Consider the following 5,984-nt stretch of genomic DNA (forward strand, 5'->3'; position numbering starts at 1 on the left):
GTCCCGTCCGCTCCGCCACTTATTATGAAACCCAGTCTTCGGACTGGGTTTTTTGCTATTGGCTATTTACTCTTTGGTCAGCGATATATTGGGCTTATCCTGTTTTATCTCCTCATTTTATCTCTTGAGTTACCCTCCGTCAGTGACCATCATGCGTGCCCCTTTCATCCGAGTAATAAAAAACCGATGCACAAGGCATCGGTTTGGTGGTGGGATGGGTTAATCCTGAGCTGGCTAGAGTATCTGTTTAAGCAGTCTATCCGCTTTTAAGCGCATAATTCTACGTACTAAACGCTGCACTTTTTCTGGATACTGTTCGAGTTTTTCAATTTGCTTATAAGTACAGATAAACTGAGTATGGTGCAGGATATTGTCGATTTCGGCGGTAAACTTATCTGTCAGCAGATGGTGCTCATCACGGATCAAAAGCGCATTTTCCAGGTCTAACTTCCAAGCACGAGGATTGAGGTTATTGCCAGTGATCAGCATGTGACGCTTATCGATCCAAACGCCTTTCAGATGGAAGCTATGATGCTCGTGTTTCCAGAGATGAATGGAGAGCTTACGGCTAGCGATATGCGCTTCATTGACTTTAGCAAAACGACGTAGGTTCAACTCGTATAAATAAGGTAGACCGCCAATCGTTTTGAACGGCTCTTCTGGCGCGATATAGAAATCATTCGCTGTCTTATCACCGATCACAATATGCACTGTGACCCCACGGCGTAGCGCTTTTTTCACTTCCTTAGCAATGCTTGGTGGGAAATTGAAGTATGGTGTACAGATGAATACTTCTTCCTTAGCGGATGCTAAAAGTTGGATTATGGTTTGATTGAGTCGGTTTCTACGGCGTCCAAGCCCGACTAATGGTGTAACCGCAACCTGTTGTTGGGTAATTTTTTGTTGTTCAAACTGGTAATTTGCTTGGGTAAGCGAGGCGCGGAACTGGCGGATATCCGATTTAATTTCTTTAGTGGTTGGCTTATGGTCACAAGCAAGATTATTGACTGCCGGGTGAGCAAGTATCTCTTGTCGGACAAATTCAACCATGCTGTTAGCAAGCGCCGTGTTTTCAAGAGTATGGTAGCGATCGAAACGATAACGGTCATGATAAGCAAGATAAACGTTATTGAGACTAGCTCCGCTGTAAATCACCTGATCATCAATGATGAAGCCTTTAAGATGTAATACGCCAAAAACTTCGCGTCCCCTTACCGGGATCCCATAAACGGGAATACGATGCTCATATTGTTGGGCAAATTCGCGATACATCGCGGCATTACCTTCAGAGGTCGCGGCTCCGATTAAGCCTCTTTGCGCGCGATGCCAGTCAACACACAACTGAATATCAAGTCCTGGGTTACGTTGTTTGGCCGCGTAAAGTTCGCTGAGAATTTCACGACCTGCATCATCATTTTCTAAATAAAGGGCAACCAGGTAGATACGTTTGCGCGCCTGACGAATCGATTCGACCAAATGAGTTCGAAATTCCGCAGCGGAGAGCAGTATGCCAAATTTGTCTGGCTCCTGCGCAATCGCTGGTAGTTGTTCGAGAGGGTTTCTTCGAGCAATCATTGGGATGCATTACCTTGTTGTGTGCAAAATTGCGAGCAGTGGATATTACCAAAACTGGTTAAGAAAAGGCTATAAATGGCGACTATTCTTGACATAACTTGGCTTGATATTGCATCGGAATGAGATCCTTGCCGGATTGCAAGTAACGCTGATAAAGCGTTTCCAGTTCCGTTGGTAAAGTGGCTGGCTCCACTGGTGTGAAACCACTGTACTGATAAAAATCGACTAAATGGGAGTAAGCGAAGCAAAATGTTGTCTGATCAAGCCATTTGGTTTGGCAATAACGCAGCAGTTGTTGGCCAATTGTTTGTTGGCGTTGCTCCGTTTTTACCGCCATTCCGGTCAGTAACCGAGATGATCCCACGGTCCGAAAACGTACCACTGCGATGATTTCTGTTTTATCCAATCCGACAATGATCGACTCATCACGCTTAGGTTTCGTTGCTGGGTAATACATTTTATAAAAACGTTTGATGAGTGGAAGTTTGATCGGATCAAATTGCTGAAACTCTAACATTGGTCTTTCGTGCTTATTGGTGATCTGGGGTAGAATGTGGCCAGTTTAAGTTATCCTAAGACGACCATGCAAATTCAACTCGGCGCGAATCTCAAACACTATCACACTTTTGGTATTGAACAATTTACGGCTCAATTAGCCGTGGCTGAATCGATTGATGATTTACAAATGCTGTACTGCTCTGAGCAATGGGCGAATGTGCCTAAGTTGATGTTAGGCAAAGGCAGTAACATGCTGTTTACTTGTGCCTATTCCGGCATGGTGGTACTTAATCGGCTACGTGGAATAGAGCATCGACAAGATAAACAACATCACTTATTGCATATTGCTGGCGGCGAAGATTGGCCTGAACTGGTGGCTTGGTGTGTTGATCAGGGCATTGCTGGGTTAGAGAATTTGGCGTTAATTCCAGGTTGTGCCGGCTCGGCACCGATCCAAAATATCGGTGCTTATGGACTCGAATTTAAGGATGTTTGCCATTATGTGGACTACTTATGTCTAGAGAGTGGTTCAATCAAGCGCTTGATGGTTGATCAATGCCAGTTTGGTTATCGTGACTCGATTTTTAAACATCAACTGTATCAAAAAGCGGTGGTGGTGGCAGTTGGTTTGAAGTTAGCAAAAGCTTGGCAACCGATCATCAATTATGGTCCGCTCAAAGATCTTCCTCAGACTGCAACAGCTTATGATGTCTATCAGCGGGTTTGTGCTACACGGATTGAAAAATTGCCCGATCCTGCGGTCATGGGTAATGCCGGCAGCTTTTTCAAAAATCCGCTGATCAGTGTGTCGGCGCTTGCTGATTTACAAGCGCAGTACCCTGGTGTAGTGGCTTATCCTACTGATCAGGGCGTCAAAATTGCTGCGGGATGGCTAATTGATCAAGCAGGGTTGAAAGGTTGGCAAATCGGAGGCGCTAAGGTTCACCCTAAGCAGGCGTTGGTGATTGTGAATACCGGATCGGCAACAACGGCAGATGTATTACAGTTGGCGGCTTATGTGAAACAACGCGTGCTGGATTGCTACGGAATTGAACTTGAACATGAAGTTCGTTTTATTGGCGCGCAGCAAGAAACCAATCTTGAGCAATGGATGAGTGAGCAATCATGAAAGAGCATAGTGTCAAGCTGTCTATTCTTAATCAGTTAGCGGATGGTGAGTTTCATTCGGGAGAGGTGTTAGGCGCTCAGCTTGGGATCTCACGCGCAGCAATCAGTAAACATCTGCAAGGGATCCGCACGTGGGGGGTCGATGTGTTTCGGGTGCAAGGCAAGGGTTACCAGCTTGCCCAACCGATGCGATTATTGGATCAAGCAGTGCTGCAATCCCAAGTCACCAATCCGGTAGAGCTGCATCCGATTATTGATTCGACCAACCAATATTTGCTTGATCATGTCAACACGCTGGCATCGGGAACGGTTTGCTTGGCCGAATATCAAGCCTGTGGCCGAGGTCGACGTGGTCGACACTGGGTTTCGCCGTTTGGGGCGAATCTCTACCTTTCCATGTATTGGCGTTTAGATGCTGGTATGGCCGCCGCAATGGGACTGAGCTTGGTGGTTGGCGTGGCGATCGTCGAAGCGTTAGAAGCGATGGGGGTCAATGGCGTAAAACTTAAATGGCCGAACGATCTTTACTACCACGATAAAAAGCTGGCCGGAATATTAGTCGAAATGTCTGGGCAAGCAGGCGCCGCCGCCCATTTAGTGATTGGAATGGGGATTAATCTGGCAATGCCGGATAAGCAAGACAATATTGATCAACCGTGGATCAGCCTAGCCGAAGTCACCGGGTGGGAGAGCATAGATCGAAATGTCTTAGCGATTAATCTTATTAATGCGTTAGATCGTACCTTGCGTCAATATGAAGTGTCTGGCATGCACAATTTTGTCGAGCGTTGGAATCGTTGGGATAATTTTATTGGTCGTCCGGTGAAATTGCTTATTGGATCCAATGAAATTTTAGGTATTGAGCGCGGAATCGATGCGCACGGAGGCGTGTTATTAGAGACTCCAGAGGGCTTGAAAAGCTTTATTGGCGGAGAAATATCACTGCGTAAAAATGATTAATCAACGTAATAGGTTTGCCAGTGAGAGTAGGTATCCTGATCACTCGAAAGGCACGCCTAACGGATTATTTGCGCAATAACACTTCACCCACGCTATGGTTTAGCCCTTTACGGAGAATTAATTGAGCGCGACCTTTGGTGGGCAGTATATTTTCGATCAAATTTTTGCCGTTAATCGTCTCCCAAATTGAACGTGCTTTTTGCTCGGCTTGCTGCTCTGATAGCGCGGTATAATGGCTGAAGTACGAACCTGGCTTTCTAAAAGCGCTATTACGAAATTTCATAAAACGCTCGATATACCACTTTTCGATCAGTTGGCTCTCTGCATCGACATAAATTGAGAAATCAAGAAAATCAGAAATAAAGACACGATGTGGATCGTGTGGATAGTCCATCCCGCTTTGCAGAACATTCAGCCCTTCGATAATCAGCACATCTGGGCGATCAACGACATTGACCTCATCAGTAATATCATAGGTCAGGTGTGAATAAACTGGAGCAACCACATGCGGTTGACCCGCTTTAACCGCAGAGACAAATTCAACTAAACGGCGAATATCATAAGATTCGGGAAAACCCTTTTTATGCATGATCCTGCGTTCAGTTAGGATTTGATTTGGGTACAGAAAGCCATCGGTGGTGATCAGTTCAACTTTAGGATGATTTTCCCAGCGTGATAGCAATGCCTTCAATAAGCGAGCCGTTGTGCTTTTACCCACCGCAACACTACCGGCAATCCCAATCACAAACGGTGGTGCAGAGCCCGCACTGCCTAAAAATTGTTGTAATACACCATTGCGGCTTTGCCGAGCTTCAATGTACAAATTGAGTAAGCGAGCAAGAGGCAGGTAGATCTCGACCGCTTCAGTCATGGTCAAATGATCATTGATCCCTTGCAATTCCTTAAGATCGCTTTCAGATAAAGTCATAGGGACTGAATTACGAAGTTCAGCCCAGTGTTGACGATCAAAGGTTAAGTAAGGAGTCATAATATTAGTTCAGCCCAGTGTTGACGATCAAAGGTTAAGTAAGGAGTCATAATATTAGTTCAATCATGTGGTCAATGATAAAGAAAGCGAAAATACAGTAAGGTCAAACGAAAGCAAAATAGAATGATACGTGAATTCGCGATTGAATGGCAATTTGAGCAAAAAAACAGCGGAAAAACAAAATCCTTTGAAAAAAGCATTTTTTTAAATATAGGGCTTGCAAGGTCTAAGATCATTCACTAGAATGCGCACCACTTATGCCGACTTAGCTCAGTAGGTAGAGCAACTGACTTGTAATCAGTAGGTCACCAGTTCGATTCCGGTAGTCGGCACCATTTTCTCCATTAGCAATGAAAATGGTCAAAAAATTTGGAGGGGTTCCCGAGTGGCCAAAGGGAGCAGACTGTAAATCTGCCGGCTCCGCCTTCGATGGTTCGAATCCGTCCCCCTCCACCATATTTTTAAGGAAATAGCGCTCAGAGCTACGTGTGCGGGCATCGTATAATGGCTATTACCTCAGCCTTCCAAGCTGATGATGCGGGTTCGATTCCCGCTGCCCGCTCCACTCATTTTAGAGTGCTGATATAGCTCAGATGGTAGAGCGCATCCTTGGTAAGGATGAGGTCGGCAGTTCGATTCTGCCTATCAGCACCAGATCTAAGCAAAAATTTCCTTTTGATATATACTTTACTACCGATATTTTTTGGTTGCGTGGTCATATCAATGCCACCTACATCCGTACCTAGAGGGACAACTCATGTCTAAAGAAAAATTTGAACGTACGAAACCGCACGTAAACGTTGGTACTATCGGCCACGTTGACCACGGTAAAACA

At 45.3% G+C, this 5,984-nt stretch carries 5 protein-coding genes and 4 tRNA genes; 6 read left to right on the plus strand and 3 right to left on the minus strand.

The features are described from left to right. Nucleotides 1-234: 234 nt before the first annotated feature. Together pssA and PUN32_RS13615 are read right to left on the minus strand one after the other, a co-directional pair. A complete protein-coding gene (gene pssA / locus PUN32_RS13610) occupies nt 235-1,575 on the minus strand; it encodes a CDP-diacylglycerol--serine O-phosphatidyltransferase (protein ID WP_274723685.1) in 1,341 nt (446 codons plus the stop codon). 82 nt (nt 1,576-1,657) lie between these two features. Next, entirely contained in the window at nt 1,658-2,092 is a 435-nt protein-coding gene (locus PUN32_RS13615; protein ID WP_274723686.1) for a GNAT family N-acetyltransferase, read from the minus strand. Between the two features lie 36 nt (nt 2,093-2,128). Between PUN32_RS13615 and murB the strand changes: the two genes are divergently transcribed. Beyond that, nucleotides 2,129-3,202: a UDP-N-acetylmuramate dehydrogenase gene (gene murB, locus PUN32_RS13620; RefSeq protein ID WP_274723687.1), complete on the plus strand. Its 1,074-nt coding sequence runs from the start codon at nt 2,129-2,131 to the stop codon at nt 3,200-3,202. Further along, a complete protein-coding gene (birA, locus tag PUN32_RS13625; protein ID WP_274723688.1) occupies nt 3,199-4,161 on the plus strand; it encodes a bifunctional biotin--[acetyl-CoA-carboxylase] ligase/biotin operon repressor BirA in 963 nt (320 codons plus the stop codon). Before murB ends, birA begins: the two co-directional genes overlap by 4 nt. A gap of 64 nt (nt 4,162-4,225) precedes the next feature. On the opposite strand, the gene coaA is transcribed toward birA, so the two are convergent. After that, nucleotides 4,226-5,149 (minus strand): type I pantothenate kinase, encoded by a 924-nt coding sequence (gene coaA, locus PUN32_RS13630; RefSeq protein WP_274723689.1) that lies wholly within the window; start codon nt 5,147-5,149, stop codon nt 4,226-4,228. Between the two features lie 259 nt (nt 5,150-5,408). Here coaA and PUN32_RS13635 point away from each other — a divergent pair. From PUN32_RS13635 to PUN32_RS13650, 4 genes are all read left to right on the plus strand, one after another. Continuing rightward, a tRNA-Thr gene (locus PUN32_RS13635) sits at nt 5,409-5,484 on the plus strand. A gap of 36 nt (nt 5,485-5,520) precedes the next feature. After that, nucleotides 5,521-5,605 (plus strand) — tRNA-Tyr (locus PUN32_RS13640). A 34-nt stretch (nt 5,606-5,639) separates the two neighbouring features. Continuing rightward, nucleotides 5,640-5,714, plus strand: a tRNA-Gly gene (locus PUN32_RS13645). 13 nt (nt 5,715-5,727) lie between these two features. Then, nucleotides 5,728-5,803 (plus strand) — tRNA-Thr (locus PUN32_RS13650). Nucleotides 5,804-5,984 lie beyond the last annotated feature (181 nt).

This window comes from Vibrio chanodichtyis, from assembly GCF_028863985.1.
GTDB lineage: Bacteria > Pseudomonadota > Gammaproteobacteria > Enterobacterales > Vibrionaceae > Vibrio > Vibrio chanodichtyis.